Raw genomic sequence first — 13485 nt, 5'->3', positions numbered from 1 at the left:
GGAATCGTTTCTTTTGCTTTTTTTATTGACAAAAGCTGCTAAGAGATTCATTATGGATAATAGTTATCCATAATGAATCAGGAGTGAATAGGATGAAAATGAAATCAGGAATGGAGCAGGCGGTTTCTGTGCTGCTGTTACTGTCACGGCTGCCTGTACAGGCTTCTTTGACGTCAGAGGCTATAAGCCAGCGATTGCGCGTGTCTCCGTCTTACTTGAAGAAGCTGATGAGAACATTGGTTCAAGCCGGTTTGGCAGAATCCTTACCAGGGACGAAGGGCGGTTTTACCCTGACGAAGCCTTTGGCTGACATTACGCTTTATGATGTTTATCAAGCGGTCGAAGGCAGAGGTTCGATGTATCAGGGGAAAGGCCTGCTGCAATCTGTATTTGAGGGTGAAAGTCACTGTGTGCTGGAGACAGTCATGGGGGAAATCGAGGATAAATGGTCCAATCTCATGAAAGAAGAATCCTTGCAGCATGTCATGGACAGAGTCGGGGAATTGTATGATCTTGAAAAAATAGATGAGTGGGTAATCAAGCAAGTGAAAGGGCAATTGTAATGAAAAATAGCGGGTCTATACAAGAATCAACATCATCAACAGGCATATCCGTGCTGATCGTGCTCGCACTTGGTTTCCTCATGGCAACTCTTGATGTGACCGTTGTGAATGTGGCGATGGCTGATATGAAAAACACTCTTTCAATGTCACTTTCAGGTGTAACGTGGGTTGTGGACGGGTACATTCTTACTTTTGCGTCGCTTCTGCTGGCGGGCGGAGCCTTGGCTGACCGTTTCGGCTCGAAGACGATCTATATCTTGGGTCTAGCCGTTTTTGTTCTGGCCTCCTGTTTATGCGCTGCATCTATAAATGGGCAGATGCTGATTGCCGGACGTCTCATACAGGGAATTGGAGCAGCTTTGTTTATGCCAAGCTCACTCAGCCTTTTGGCTGCCTCTTACCCTGATGAGCGGGTGCGGGCGAGAATGTTTGGGCTGTGGGCCGCGCTTGTTTCCGCCGCTTCAGCCCTTGGGCCTTTTATCGGGGGCGTGCTGGTAGAGTTGGCGGGCTGGCAGAGTATTTTTCTAATCAATGTGCCAATAGGGGCTGCTGCGCTCATTTCAGCTTACCGAATCCTCAGCCGCGTTCCGGGAAAAAGCAGCCGCGTGAACATCATCGGGCATCTGCTTGGCATGATGGCTCTCGGGTTTCTTTCCTATGCTTTGATACAGGGGCCTTCAGCGGGCTGGCGCTCGCCAGTGATTCTTGCAGCATTTACTGCAGCGATTTTGGCATTTGTGCTGTTTTTGCTGCGGGAAATTTCTGCAAAAGCACCCATCCTGCCGACGTCCTTATACAAAAACGGCCGCTTCTCAGCTGCCCAATTTATCGGGTTTTTGCTGAATTTCGCCCTTTTTGGCGGCATGTTTATGCTCAGCCTTTTTTTGCAGGAAGCAGGAGGGGCAAGTTCCTTTATGGCTGGAGTGGAGCTGCTCCCGATGATGGCGGTCTTCGTGATCGGCAATCTGCTGTTTGCCCGTCTGGCGAATCGGTTTGAAGCCGGTCAGCTTATGTTTGTATCAATGTCGGTCAGCTGTATCATTGCATTGCTGTTGTTTGTGCTGATTTCTCCGGATTTTCCTTATTGGCAGCTGGCGGTGTTGATGTCTGTTATGAACCTCTGTACCGGTATTACAGTTCCTGCCATGACAACTGTGATCATGCAGGCTGCCGGGCAAAGACATGCGAATATCGCCGGTGCGGCGTTAAATGCAAACCGGCAAATCGGAGCCTTGGTCGGCGTAGCGATAACCGGGGTGATCATTCATCTGTCCGCCACTTGGTATGCTGGTGCCGGGTTTACGTTTTTGATGATGGGAGCGGCATACAGCCTCGCTGCATTACTTGTATGGCTGTTTCTGGCTGCCCATAACGGGACTGCCGCGTCAGAAAAAAATGTAAATCACTGATTGCGCTTTGTGGGAATATATAGTAAGATATAAAAAATTATTGAAACAACAGGCACTGATAAGGACACGAGATGCTTTTTACGGTTTCCAGAGAGGGAAGGACAGCTGAGATCTTCCTAACGCAGGGAAAGCAGCTTACCGCCTTTGAGCCGTATCGGGGAAAACAAGTATCTGATACCGTCATGCTGCGTTACAGCATCTTTAAGCCGATCACCATGTGTAATTGATCGGGAATTTGGGTGGAACCACGGATGATCAACACATTCGTCCCTTTTAGAGGGATGGGTGTGTTTTTTTATATGAACTACATAAATGCGTTGAAAAGGACACGAATGATAGTTACGGTTTTCAGAGAGGGAAGGTAAGGTGAGAGCTTCCCAGCTTAGGAATATCATTTACCGCCTTGGAGCAGCATTGGGGAACTGAAGTATCCAATGCCGTCTATGCTGCGTTACAGCACCGAGCCGACAATATAGTATTTGTCGGGAACTTGGGTGGAACCACGGGTTAATCACACACTCGTCCCTATCTGTGGGACGGGTGTGTTTTTTTATGAATTGAATACATGCGATGAAAAGGACATGAATGATAGTTACGGTTTTCAGAGAGGGAAGGTAAGGTGAGAGCTTCCCAGCTTAGGAATATCATTTACCGCCTTGGAGCAGCATTGGGGAACTGAAGTATCCAATGCCGTCTATGCTGCGTTACAGCACCGAGCCGACAATATAGTATTTGTCGGGAACTTGGGTGGAACCACGGGTTAATCACACACTCGTCCCTATCTGCGGGACGGGTGTGTTTTTTTATATAAAACAATGAATAAGGAGTGTTTTAAAATGAGTAAACATGTACACATTCAGCTTCCGGACGGACAGATCCAGGAATATCCGAAAGGCATCACAATCAAAGAAGCGGCTGGTTCTATCAGTTCCAGTCTGCAAAAGAAGGCGGCCGCAGGTCAGGTCAACGGCAAGCTTGTTGATCTCAGTTTCAAGCTGGAGGAGGATGCTGAGCTTTCGATTGTCACACTCGATTCACAAGAAGGCTTGCAGGTGCTTCGCCACACAACAGCGCACGTGCTGGCCCAAGCAGTAAAACGGCTGTACGGCGAAGTGTCATTGGGGGTAGGGCCTGTGATTGAAGACGGCTTCTACTATGACATGAAGCTGGGGAAAAGCTTGGCATCAGGAGACTTAGAGGCCATCGAAAAAGAAATGAAAAACATAATAAATGAGAACCTTGAAATCAAACGTATAGAGGTTTCTTACGAAGAAGCTGAAGAGCTGTTTGCACAAAAAGACGAGCGGTTCAAGCTTGAGATTTTAAAGGATATTCCGCGCGGGGAGGATATCACACTGTACCAGCAAGGGGAATTCGTTGACCTGTGCCGAGGGCCGCATCTTCCTTCTACAGGGATGATCAAGGCGTTCAAACTGACAAGAGTATCAGGCGCTTATTGGCGCGGAGACAGCAAAAATGAAGTCCTGCAGCGGGTGTACGGGGTTGCCTTTCAAAAGAAAAAAGATTTGGATGCGCACCTGCATATGCTGGAAGAAGCGGCAAAACGAGACCATCGCAAGCTCGGCAAACAGTTAGGGCTGTTTATGTTTTCTGAAGAAGCGCCGGGGATGCCGTTTTATTTGCCGAAAGGGCAGATTGTCCGTAATGAGCTGGAGCGCTTCTCGCGTGAGCTGCAAACAAATGCCGGCTACGATGAGGTGCGTACGCCGTTTATGATGAATCAGCGGTTATGGGAGCAGTCAGGCCATTGGGACCATTATCGCGACAATATGTACTTTTCAGAAGTGGATGATACAAGATTCGCAATGAAGCCGATGAATTGCCCCGGCCACATGCTCATTTTTAAAAACAGCCTGTATTCTTATCGGGATCTGCCAATTCGCATGGCGGAATTCGGACAGGTGCACCGCCATGAATACAGCGGCGCTTTAAACGGAATGCTTCGCGTTCGGACGTTCTGTCAGGATGACGCCCATATTTTCGTTCGGGAGGATCAGATTGAGAGTGAGATCAAAGAAGCGATTCGGCTGATTGATGAGGTATATCGGACATTTGGTTTCGAGTATTCTGTTGAGCTTTCGACTCGCCCGGAGGATTCATTAGGCGATGACAGCCTTTGGGAAGCGTCGGAACGTGCCTTAGCACGCGTCCTTGAGGAGCTTGGCCTCTCTTATGAGATCAATGAAGGCGATGGGGCGTTTTACGGGCCGAAAATTGATTTCCACATAAAAGATGCCCTGAAACGGAGCCACCAATGCGCGACAATTCAGCTTGATTTTCAAATGCCGGAAAAATTTGATTTAACATATATCAACGAACTCAATGAGAAGGTTCGTCCCGTTGTCATCCACAGAGCGGTTTTCGGCTCAATCGACCGTTTCTTCGGCATTTTGATCGAGCATTACGGCGGGGCTTTTCCAGTCTGGCTCGCACCGATCCAGGTTCAAATCATACCGGTTTCGCACGTTCACTTAGACTATTGCAGAAAGGTGCAGGCGGAGCTGAAGCAGGCGGGGATAAGAGCCGGCATTGATGAGCGCAATGAGAAGCTGGGCTATAAAATCAGAGAATCGCAGGTGCAAAAAATTCCGTACGTGCTGGTGCTTGGAGATCATGAGGAGCAGGAGGATGCGGTAAACGTCCGCCAATTCGGATATCAGCAGAATGAACAAGTTCCTTTTCAGACATTTAAAGATGAGCTTGTGAAACAGGTGGAAAATCGAGGCATGTAGGATAAAAGCTGTGAATTCATATTTTGCTTTTTTGACTTTCCCTATTCGGAATCAGTAAAATAATAAGTAAATCATATCGTTCGTATGTTATGAATGCATCTCGAAATGGGGAAATTGACATGGACCATGACAAACTGGAAGCAAATTTGCTGGATCACGCACTTACAAAATATTTGAAAAGCACGAAGCAATTAGATGAAGCCACCGTTCCGAAACACGTGAATAATGTAAGAGGGTTTATTCTGCGGATCATATACAGACATGGGAGCTGCACCATAAAGGATATTTTGAAGGAGGTCACACTGTCTCCCTCTGCCACGACCACAGCTCTGAATCATTTAGAGCAGGAAGGGTTTATTGAGAGATCCAGAAATAATAATGACCGCCGCACTGTATGGATTACGCTTTCTGAATCGGGCCGGGGAGCGGCTGAACAAATGATCGAAAACCGCCAGCAGCTGATTGACGGCATGTTTGAACGTTTAACAGCCGAAGAGAAAGAGACGTTCTTGGCGATTATTGCGAAGCTGGCTCAATAGGGATAATAAAAGCCGGTGCGCGAAGCGCCGGCTTTATAGAGATTATTCCATATCGCTCAGGCGTTTGCCTGCGACGGCATAATGGTCTTTTCTCATTTCTTCTATAAAGACAACAATTTTTTCTTCAGAAGCACCGGTTGTTTCCTTTACGGCTTCTGTTACTTTCTCGACAAGATTGCGTTTTTGCTCGTCTGTACGGCCTTCGAGCATTTTGACAGTTACGTATGGCATAGGTGCTGAATCCTCCTTTATCTCGTTTCCTCTCTTTAGAAAAAGAGGCTTCTTATAGTATACTGAATAAAGTAAATTCTTGCATTTTGAGAAAGAGGGATATCTCACTTGGACCGTTTTTTATATTATCCGTTATCTTTAATGCCATACCTCGTCATCACGCTAATTGTGTCGTTTACGATGCACGAGCTTGCCCACGCTTATGTCGCATACAAATTCGGTGACGATACGGCGAAAAAACAAGGAAGACTGACGCTGAATCCCATTAAACACCTTGATCCGTTCGGAACCATTTTGATTTTGGTGGCCGGCTTCGGGTGGGCGCGCCCCATTCCCGTGAATCGCCGCTTCTTTAAGAAGCCTCGGCTTGCCGGTGTGCTCGTATCTATAGCCGGGCCCGTCAGTAACCTGATTCTTGCGTTTATTGGTTTCTTTTTGTTAGTGTTGATGCATGCGTACGGAATGGAAATGCTTGCGGCGTTCAGCACGGGGCTGGATCAGTTTTTTTCTATTTGGATACAGCTGAATCTTGTCTTGTTTTTATTTAATCTGCTGCCGCTTCCTCCGCTCGATGGCTATCGAATTATAGAAGATCTCGTTCCGCCGGGCGTGCGTGCCAAAATGACGCAGGCGGAGAGCTACGGCTTTATCGTATTTTTGGTGCTGTTTGTGACGCCGCTAGGATCTTACGTGCTGTGGCCGATGCTCAATGCAGGAAGAGATTCGATTTTAAAGCTGTTTTCAGCGATATTTCAACCGCTTTTGTAGGAGGTAGAACTTCATGGAAGAAAAAAAGAAAAAATCAATCGGGTTTAATATTATCAAAAGTGACCCGACAGACGGACACGGCGGTTTTGGCGTAGGGGCACTCAGCCTTGATAACATTTCTCCAGTATTCGTCGATGTAGAGGAAAAAGAAGCGTTCGTAGACATCGGTGCCATGCATGCCCGCAGCACCGTTGAAAAAGGAATTAAATTTCTCCCGAATAAAGAAGAAGTTCCGAACGGAAAACCATACTGGCTTGTGTGGGTGACGATTGACAGAAGAGAAGAGGGGCCTTATTACGCTGGTGTGACAGCCTGTGAAATGACGGTCGACAGAAGCATCAGAAGAGGCTACAAGTCACTGCCTGAGCATGTGAATCTGATGGATAAATCCATGAAACGGAAAATCATCGTTGATAAAATGGACGACAGCTCGAAGCGTGTACTAGGCGAATTTCTGAAAAAGCATGATCAGGGCCTATGGGACCGTTCCTCAGATGAGTTAAAAACGAGCCTGCTTCCAGAAAACAATTAATTTATGAATTTTCTGTGAACTTTTAAAGTATTTGAGATATTTTTCGTAAACATTGAGTAAACTGGTGATACAGAAATAGGACATGGAAAATCCCGAGCCGAAACAAGACTCGGGGTTTTTCATTTTTAGGGGGATATGATGTACGAAACCATTCGAGTCGGCGATTGGTTGATAAAAGCCGACGTGGAAGAAACGAGAAAGCAATATGAGAAAGATATAGAGGATATGTGTGAATGCGGTAACTGTCTTAACTATTACGAGGCAGTGAATGAACTGCCAGTCCAAAAAGCACAAGTATTAGAAAGTTTCGGCCTCATTCCGTCCAAATGCACAGATATAAATTATCATGGGGTAAAAGATCATCTGCACTTTTATATAGCGAGTTATTTTATAGTAGGCCGTATTGTTGAAGGAAAACAAGAATGGAATCCGAAAAAGATTGATTTCTCGTGGCATATTTCATTTTCAGTGCCGCAACACCAAATTTACATTCCTAAGGGTTTTCCAAAACCAATTATTCAGCTCGATTGTGTTACGCTTCTTCCATGGGTCATTGACCAACCATACGAATAACCCGGCCTCCGAGGAGCCGGGTTATTTTCAATGATGTCGCCCCAGCCATTTGTCCCACCACTTTTTCTCGGAAGCAGGCTTTTCTTTGGATGGAAGCCGGTCTTTTGTTTGTTTTGCGGGTTCTGCCCCGTAGCACACGTTTGCGGGTTCTGTCCCTTTCACAAAATATGTGTAATGCTTAGCGGCACAGCCGGGACCTGATGAGTAGCCTGTTTCCGGATCAATGTACACACCGGTTACGCCTTTTGGCGGCTTGAACGCGGTTTCCGGTTCGCCTTTGAGCGCGTCCTCCATGAAGTCCGCCCAAATGGTTTTAGCATAGCTTTTTTCTTCGACCGAGTCGATGGTGCTGTTTTTGTCATAGCCGGTCCAAACACCGGCGGCCAGCTTCGGATTGAAGCCGATCATCCAGCTGTCTGCGCTGGTGGTTCCTGATTTTCCGGCATACGTTCTTGTCAGGCGGTTGGCTATCGTTCGCCCCGTAACCGACGTATATCCATTTAAATCGGTATCAAACATGCCTGTCATCATACTCGCTGTGACAAAAGCGGCTTTTTCATCAAGCACCTGTTTATGCTGATTCGGGTTTTCGTACAGCACGTGGCCGGCTGCGTCCGTTACTCTTAAAATAAAAGTCGGTTCGATTTTCTTTCCGCCATTTGCGAGCATGGCATAGGCGTTGACCATCTCAATCGGACGTACGGGTTCGGTGCCGAGTGCCAGGGACGGCAGTGCTTGAAGATGGGCGGTAATGCCGAATTCCTTTGCCGTCTTTACAAGTTTGTTCGTGCCGAGAAAAAGATGCGTTTTCACAGCGTAAATATTGTCGGAAAGCGCCAGCGCCTGCAGAAGCGTAATCGGCTTGTTGGCATAGTATCCGTTATAGTTGCTTGGAGAATAGGTTTCTCCCTTTGCATCAATTTGAAACTCGGTTTCTTCGCTTTTCATCAAAGTGACTGGCGTAAATCCGCTCTGAATCGCTTTATAGTACAGCAACGGCTTGATCGTCGAAGCAGGCTGGCGCTTCGCCTGTGTCGTCCGGTCAAACGGGCTTTTTTGATAATCCCTGCCGCCGACAAGGGCGAGAACGTTTCCGGTGCGGGGATCAATGGCTGAAAACCCGACTTGAATGTCAGATCCCGCGTTAACCGTTTCGGTAATGGTCTCCTCGGCGATGCGCTGCATCCGTTTATCTACCGTTGTATAGACGTTTAACCCGCTCGTTTCAATTTGCTCCCGTGTCATGCCGAGCTTTTTCTCCAGCTCTCTCATCGCATTGTCGTAGAAATAAGGAGCCTTTCTCTTGGAAACTTGCTTATTCAAAGGCTGATAGGAAAGAGGTTCCTTGATCAATTCATCCGCTTTCTTTTGGCTGATCATCTGCTGCTTTTCCATCATCCGCACAATCGTTTTCTGGCGTTCCTTGGCCTTCGTCTCATTGACATACGGTGAATAGCCGGAAGGGCCTTTCGGGATACCTGCCAAAAGCGCCGCCTCCGCATCCGTCAGGTTTTTGGCATGCTTGCCGAAATACAGGCGGGAAGCTGCTTCAATGCCGTAGGCGCCGTGTCCGTAGTAAATCGTATTTAAATAGCCTTCTAATATCTCGTCCTTAGAATAGTTTTGTTCCAGACGGATCGTGTAGAACGCCTCATTCCATTTCCGTTTCCACGTTTTGTCGTGTTCAAGGTATAAGTTTCTCGCATATTGCTGGGTGATGGTGCTTGCACCCTGAACCTTGGCAAATGCTTTGAGGTCAGCAAGCGCCGCGCCGGCCATGCGTTTATAATCAAAGCCGTGATGATCGTAGAAATTCTGGTCTTCAATCGCCACTGTCGCTTTTACGATCGTCGGATTCATGTCCTTTAAGGGGACCCAATAGCGCTTTTCGCCGTAGTTCGTTTCCCCGAGCTTTGAGCCGTCACTCGCATACAAAATCGTGGATTGCGGCACTTGCACCGAGGGAGCGCCCTGGTATTTGGCTATCAAAATGACAGTCATAAACACAGCAGCTGCCGCCAAGGCCGCAAAAGCCCCTAAAAAGATAAAGGCGCGAACGGTTTTCAGCGTCAGTCTCAGCCGTTTATTTGTCATTGCATCCACAACGGGTTCCCCCTTTTTTTATGTTTCTACTATTATGAGAAAAAAAGATCGTTTTTAAACATCGCAGAACAGGACGCATCTTTACTTTTTCCCCGCCATCCTCTATACTTTTTCCTTAGGTGAAAATGAGATTTCAACCGAGAATAAAAGCTGATAAGACGCTTACAATAAATGAATACAGCCTCGAAAGGGAGATGACAATTGAGCGAACTTTGGTACACAGAGAAGCAGACGAAAAACTTTGGCATTACGATGAAGGTTAACAAGACGTTACATACAGAACAAACGGAGTTTCAGCATTTAGAAATGGTGGAAACAGAAGAGTTCGGCAACATGCTTTTTTTGGACGGCATGGTGATGACATCTGAAAAAGACGAATTCGTTTATCACGAAATGGTGGCGCATGTCCCATTATTCACGCACCCAAATCCGGAGCACGTTCTCGTAGTCGGCGGCGGTGACGGCGGCGTTATCAGAGAAATCCTGAAGCACCCAAGCGTGAAAAAAGCGACACTTGTAGATATTGACGGCAAGGTTATCGAATACTCTAAAAAGTTCCTTCCTTCTATCGCAGGCAAACTGGATGATCCGCGCGTTGACGTGCAGGTAGATGACGGATTTATGCACATTGCAAAATCTGAAAATCAATATGACGTCATCATGGTAGATTCGACTGAACCAGTCGGACCGGCTGTAAACCTGTTTACAAAAGGATTCTACGCAGGAATCGCTAAAGCGCTGAAAGAAGACGGCATTTTTGTCGCACAGACGGACAACCCATGGTTTACACCGGAATTAATCACAAATGTACAGCGCGACGTGAAGGAAATCTTCCCGATTACGAAGCTGTATACGGCGAACATTCCGACATATCCGAGCGGTTTGTGGACATTTACAATTGGCTCGAAAAAATATGATCCGCTTGCAGTGGAAGACAGCCGTTTCTTCGATATTGAGACGAAATATTACACAAAAGATATTCATAAAGCGGCGTTTGTTCTGCCGAAATTTGTGAGTGACCTGATTAAATAATGAAGGTATGGCGCAGGAGCGAATCTTGCGCTTTTTTACAGGAAAGCGAGGGTATTATAGATGAGATTTGATGAAGCTTATTCAGGAAAAGTATTTATCGCGAGCCGTCCCGAGTGGGAAGAGGCGGACGCCATTCTTTACGGCATGCCGATGGACTGGACAGTCAGCTATCGCCCGGGCTCACGCTTTGGTCCAAGCAGAATCCGTGAGGTGTCAATCGGCCTTGAGGAATACAGCCCATATTTAGACCGCGATCTGGCTGACTTGAACTTCTTTGACGCCGGCGACATTCCGCTGCCGTTCGGAAATCCGCAGCGAAGCCTGGATATGATTGAAGAGTACGTGGACAGCATTTTAGAAAAAGGGAAGTTCCCAATGGGTATGGGCGGGGAGCACCTCGTGTCATGGCCTGTCATTAAAGCGATGTACAAGAAATACCCAGACCTTGCGATTATCCATTTTGACGCACATACAGATCTTCGTGTTGATTATGAGGGAGAACCGCTTTCTCACTCCACGCCGATCCGTAAGGCGGCAGAATTGATCGGACCGCACAATGTGTATTCATTCGGAATCCGTTCCGGCATGAAAGAAGAGTTTGAATGGGCGAAGGAAAACGGCATGCACATCTCAAAATTTGAAGTGCTTGAACCGCTGAAACAGGTGCTTCCGAAGCTGGCGGGCCGTCCGGTTTATGTCACAATTGACATTGACGTATTAGACCCTGCACACGCACCGGGTACAGGAACGGTTGACGCCGGCGGCATCACGTCTAAAGAACTGCTTGCATCCGTCCATGAAATTGCGCGTTCAGAGGTAAACGTAAAGGGCGCTGATTTAGTGGAAGTCGCACCGGTGTATGACCACTCAGAGCAAACGGCAAACACAGCCAGCAAAATCATCCGTGAAATGCTGCTTGGGTTTGTGAAATAGTTTTTAATAAAAAAGGGTCTGAATTACATCCAGGCCCTTTTTTATCTTTTAATTATTTAAAGTCATTTTATAAGAAATTCTTTTATTAGATTCGTCGTCTATTACAGTATAATAAGCAGATACTTTTGATGATTCAGGATTGAAATTTTTATAATTTACTTTTTCGTCGGGATACAAACTTAATCCTACATATCCTAGTACTGTTTTCCCTGGTGGAATCTCTGTATTGAATTGATACTTATCCGGCAAATCATAATTATAAGGCATCAATTGTTTATTATATTGATACTGACCAAAAAATAAAAAGTTTTTTCCGTCCGGTGAAAGATCTTCTAGAGTAATTTTATGATTAGAAGTATTTTCAGCATTAAAAGGCAAAATGTATATATATTTTATGGAATTTGTATCTTTATCAAATGACTTTACCGGCTTTAATGGTTTTAAAATATGGAATTTTATTCCTTTTCCTGTATCGATTGTTTGGTTTGCGGCAATATTAATATTTTTTGGAGTATATTTATCATTTTGGGCATTCACTGTATAGAAACGAACACAGCTGAATGTTACTATTATTAATAAAACAATAAAGAAAATCCAACGTTTATTCATCTGTATCCTCCAGTTTACCTTCACTAATATCAATAATTCTGTCGACAACACTATTTTCACATAGTGTATCATCATGACTAGCCACTACAATCGTTGTGCCGTTTTCTTTTTCGGTTTTTAGGATATCCAGTATAAGATTAATCCCTTTTTTGTCTAAGGCATTTGTCGGTTCATCTAAAAGAAGTAATTTGGGTTTTTCCATTATTGCTTGAGCAATTCCTAAGCGTTGCTTCATCCCTAAAGAATAGCGTTTGACTTTACGCTTATCTTCGGGGTCTAACCCAACTTTTCTTATTACTTCTTTGATTTCTTCATCAGATACTTTTTTCTTGATAGAAGCAAGGAATTTCAGATTTTGAAATCCCGAATAGACAGGGATGAAGCTCGGATATTCAATTAACAGACCTGTATGTTCAGAGAAGTCAATATCTTTTCCGATCACGAGGCCGTTAACAGAAACTTCGCCTTTTGTTAATGTTAGCAGTCCGGCGATGGCTCTTAAAATCATTGTCTTTCCAGATCCATTATGGCCTCTTAACACGACAAATTCGTTTTCTTTAATTGAAAAACTGATATCATCTAATACATGATTTCCCTTTAATTTTTTTACTATATTTTTACACTCGATATACGACGTCATATTTACTCTCCTAAAATATCTGTTTTTTTAATAAAAACTAGGCTAATAAAAGTACAAGCTGCACAGAAAATAAGTGCAATTAATAAAAAGTCAGAGGCATGAAAAAAACGACCATCTGAGTAGTTAATGTTCATGCGCGAATAATCAATAAAAGCCCACTTTCCAGCCATAGCAAATGAAGCGATGAATAAAGAGCTGTGAAAAAAAATAGATATTACAATATAAGCAACAATAATAATAAATGCTGATATAAAAGATATCATGAAAGTTAAAGTTTCTAGCAAAACTGCATACATAAACGAAACTAAGATTTGAATTAACATAAATAATATTACCTTGCTGTTCAGTTCTGCTGTAAAGCCATTAAATGAGGTAAATAACATAATGTATATAAAAAGCCATACACACCAAATAGATACAATCAGAACAAACAGTGACAGAAGTTTGCTGAATATATATACTCCTTTTTTGGGGAGTTTTGGAAGGATATAAGCTCCAGAAATTTGAATGTCACTAAACATAAAATTACCCACAATCAACAAAGGCAGCACTTGAAAACTAATCCATTGTAGAGGGATAGATAATCTATGCTGTGTATATAAGATATGTAGATCAAAGAAATTCATCGAATGAAATAGTGTGGTCAGGCTGTCGAAAAAACTTTGATGTTCTAGCTGTCCCGTCTTATTGCTATTCCAGAGGAAGCATAAAAGAAGGAGGGCAACAGCTAAGCTAATGACAAAGTATGTAATCTTACTTTCATTGAAACGCATGACAATATCACGTTTCAGCATATTCAT

14 protein-coding genes and 3 other annotated features are annotated in these 13485 nt (G+C 44.8%); of the genes, 9 read left to right on the top strand and 5 right to left on the bottom strand.

Annotated elements, in window-relative coordinates:
- Positions 1–92: 92 nt before the first annotated feature.
- The 4 genes from M1D65_RS18745 to M1D65_RS18730 all read left to right on the top strand — a co-directional run bounded on the left by M1D65_RS18745 (position 93) and on the right by M1D65_RS18730 (position 5264).
- Positions 93–563, top strand: a complete 471-nt coding sequence (locus tag M1D65_RS18745; protein ID WP_021480899.1) for an Rrf2 family transcriptional regulator — start codon at positions 93–95, stop codon at positions 561–563.
- Entirely contained in the window at positions 563–1972 is a 1410-nt protein-coding gene (locus M1D65_RS18740; RefSeq protein WP_125121074.1) for an MFS transporter, read from the top strand. Before M1D65_RS18745 ends, M1D65_RS18740 begins: the two co-directional genes overlap by 1 nt.
- Before the next feature lie 46 nt (positions 1973–2018).
- Positions 2019–2247 (top strand) — a binding site (T-box leader).
- A gap of 33 nt (positions 2248–2280) precedes the next feature.
- Positions 2281–2502: a binding site (T-box leader), on the top strand.
- A 31-nt stretch (positions 2503–2533) separates the two neighbouring features.
- Positions 2534–2755, top strand: a binding site (T-box leader).
- A gap of 53 nt (positions 2756–2808) precedes the next feature.
- The gene (gene thrS / locus M1D65_RS18735) at positions 2809–4725 is read left to right on the top strand and encodes a threonine--tRNA ligase (RefSeq protein WP_032727078.1); all 1917 of its coding nucleotides are present in this window, start codon (positions 2809–2811) and stop codon (positions 4723–4725) included.
- Positions 4726–4844: 119 nt separating this feature from the next.
- Positions 4845–5264 (top strand): MarR family transcriptional regulator, encoded by a 420-nt coding sequence (locus tag M1D65_RS18730; protein ID WP_003227535.1) that lies wholly within the window; start codon positions 4845–4847, stop codon positions 5262–5264.
- A gap of 42 nt (positions 5265–5306) precedes the next feature.
- Here the strand turns inward: M1D65_RS18730 and M1D65_RS18725 are convergent, their stop codons facing one another.
- Entirely contained in the window at positions 5307–5495 is a 189-nt protein-coding gene (locus tag M1D65_RS18725; RefSeq protein ID WP_003222038.1) for a 2-hydroxymuconate tautomerase, read from the bottom strand.
- A gap of 108 nt (positions 5496–5603) precedes the next feature.
- Here M1D65_RS18725 and M1D65_RS18720 point away from each other — a divergent pair, with 108 nt between their 5' ends.
- The 3 genes from M1D65_RS18720 to M1D65_RS18710 all read left to right on the top strand — a co-directional run bounded on the left by M1D65_RS18720 (position 5604) and on the right by M1D65_RS18710 (position 7368).
- Positions 5604–6263, top strand: coding sequence for a site-2 protease family protein (locus M1D65_RS18720; RefSeq protein WP_003243167.1), 660 nt, complete (start codon positions 5604–5606; stop codon positions 6261–6263).
- 13 nt (positions 6264–6276) lie between these two features.
- Positions 6277–6795, top strand: a complete 519-nt coding sequence (locus tag M1D65_RS18715) for a YwhD family protein (protein ID WP_003227538.1) — start codon at positions 6277–6279, stop codon at positions 6793–6795.
- A gap of 135 nt (positions 6796–6930) precedes the next feature.
- Positions 6931–7368 (top strand): hypothetical protein, encoded by a 438-nt coding sequence (locus M1D65_RS18710; protein WP_031601096.1) that lies wholly within the window; start codon positions 6931–6933, stop codon positions 7366–7368.
- A gap of 27 nt (positions 7369–7395) precedes the next feature.
- Here M1D65_RS18710 and M1D65_RS18705 read toward each other — a convergent pair whose 3' ends face one another.
- Positions 7396–9471, bottom strand: a complete 2076-nt coding sequence (locus M1D65_RS18705) for a transglycosylase domain-containing protein (RefSeq protein WP_151869989.1) — start codon at positions 9469–9471, stop codon at positions 7396–7398.
- Positions 9472–9672: 201 nt separating this feature from the next.
- Here M1D65_RS18705 and speE point away from each other — a divergent pair, with 201 nt between their 5' ends.
- Together speE and speB are read left to right on the top strand one after the other, a co-directional pair.
- Positions 9673–10503, top strand: coding sequence for a spermidine synthase (gene speE / locus M1D65_RS18700; protein ID WP_003227543.1), 831 nt, complete (start codon positions 9673–9675; stop codon positions 10501–10503).
- 60 nt (positions 10504–10563) lie between these two features.
- Complete coding sequence (gene speB / locus M1D65_RS18695) at positions 10564–11436, top strand: agmatinase (RefSeq protein ID WP_456270680.1); 873 nt, start codon at positions 10564–10566, stop codon at positions 11434–11436.
- Positions 11437–11484: 48 nt separating this feature from the next.
- Here the strand turns inward: speB and M1D65_RS18690 are convergent, their stop codons facing one another.
- The 3 genes from M1D65_RS18690 to M1D65_RS18680 are packed head-to-tail and all read right to left on the bottom strand — an operon-like array spanning position 11485 to position 13485.
- Positions 11485–12045 carry a hypothetical protein gene (locus M1D65_RS18690; RefSeq protein ID WP_015714897.1) on the bottom strand — a complete coding sequence of 187 codons (561 nt, stop codon included), beginning with the start codon at positions 12043–12045 and terminating at the stop codon, positions 11485–11487.
- The gene (locus M1D65_RS18685) at positions 12038–12685 is read right to left on the bottom strand and encodes an ABC transporter ATP-binding protein (protein ID WP_015714896.1); all 648 of its coding nucleotides are present in this window, start codon (positions 12683–12685) and stop codon (positions 12038–12040) included. Before M1D65_RS18685 ends, M1D65_RS18690 begins: the two co-directional genes overlap by 8 nt.
- Before the next feature lie 2 nt (positions 12686–12687).
- Positions 12688–13485 carry a hypothetical protein gene (locus M1D65_RS18680; RefSeq protein ID WP_223497729.1) on the bottom strand — a complete coding sequence of 266 codons (798 nt, stop codon included), beginning with the start codon at positions 13483–13485 and terminating at the stop codon, positions 12688–12690.

Source organism: Bacillus sp. JZ39 (genome assembly GCF_053903145.1).
Note: the sequence above shows the minus strand (reverse complement) of the source record. Positions and strands in the feature narration are given on the sequence as shown.